The organism is Scandinavium sp. (assembly GCF_032012665.1).
GTDB lineage: Bacteria > Pseudomonadota > Gammaproteobacteria > Enterobacterales > Enterobacteriaceae > Scandinavium.
Window position 1 is genome coordinate 1 of sequence record NZ_DALZVG010000069.1, and the last position, 1,043, is coordinate 1,043.

Here is a 1,043-nt window from a genome sequence, read left to right on the forward strand (position 1 = left end):
GTACCTGAGGTCTGCCGTAAGCTGGGCATTTCTGATGCCACATTCTATACGTGGCGCAAGAAATACGGTGGTATTTCACCCTCTGAGCTGAAGCACATGCGCCAGCTTGAGGAAGAGAACCTCAGGCTGAAGAAGCTGGTTGCCGATCTGAGTCTCGATAAAGCCATGCTGCAGGATGTGCTGGCAAAAAAGAACTGACGCTGGCGCGCCTGCGCGAATGGGTCCGGGACCTGCAGGCACGCTACGGGGCCAGCGAAAGGCAGGTCTGCTTTGCGTTACGGGTCAGCCGCAGCTCTTTCCGCTACCGTTCTGTGGCGGCAGACGACAGCGCGCTACGCCTGCGAATCAGGGAGATCACCGAAACCCGGGTCCACTATGGTTACCGCAGAGTTCACGTCATGCTCAGGCGGGAGGGCTGGCGGGATAATCATAAACGCATTTATCGGCTCTACAGCGAGCAGGGGCTGTCTCTGCGTCTCAAGCGTCCGCGCCGGAACAAATCAGCACAGCGGCGACAACCGCAGCCTCAGGGGCTGTATCCGAATCATGTTTGGGGCATGGACTTTGTCTCTGATGCACTGTTTGACGGAAGGCGCCTGCGGCTGCTGACGGTAATCGATTTGTTCACACGTGAATGCCTGGGGATCTGTGTGGGCCAGAATTTACGCTCAACAGAGGTTGCCGAAATGCTGAACAGTATTGCACTCAGACGGCCCTTACCCCAGCTGCTTAAAACCGATAACGGCTCTGAATTTGCAGGGAAAATGCTGGATAAGTGGGTGTACGAAAGAGGGATCCGTATAGACTTCTCACGACCGGGCACACCCACAGACAATGCCACAGTGGAGTCGTTCAACGGCAGGCTGCGACAGGAGTGCCTGAATGAAAACTGGTTCATGTCCCTGGAGGATGCCCGGTGCAAAATCGAGGCCTGGCGCATACACTATAACCAGAGACGTCCCCATTCTGCGCTGGGCTGGATGACCCCGTCCGAATTTGCTGAAAAGTCTGCCGGTTGCCAGAATACGCAACCAATATGAAGC

Annotated in this window: 1 protein-coding gene; it reads left to right on the plus strand. The window is 56.0% G+C overall.

Annotated elements, in window-relative coordinates; genetic code table 11:
* Window positions 1–1,040 (plus strand): IS3 family transposase gene (locus tag RTU33_RS21825; RefSeq protein ID WP_312630174.1). Its coding sequence is split into 2 segments (ribosomal slippage), with 1,041 coding nucleotides annotated over them: window positions 1–193 and window positions 193–1,040; the frame shifts between segments, so codons are not numbered across the junction. This gene is flagged as partial in the annotation.
* Between the last annotated feature and the right edge of the window lie 3 nt (window positions 1,041–1,043).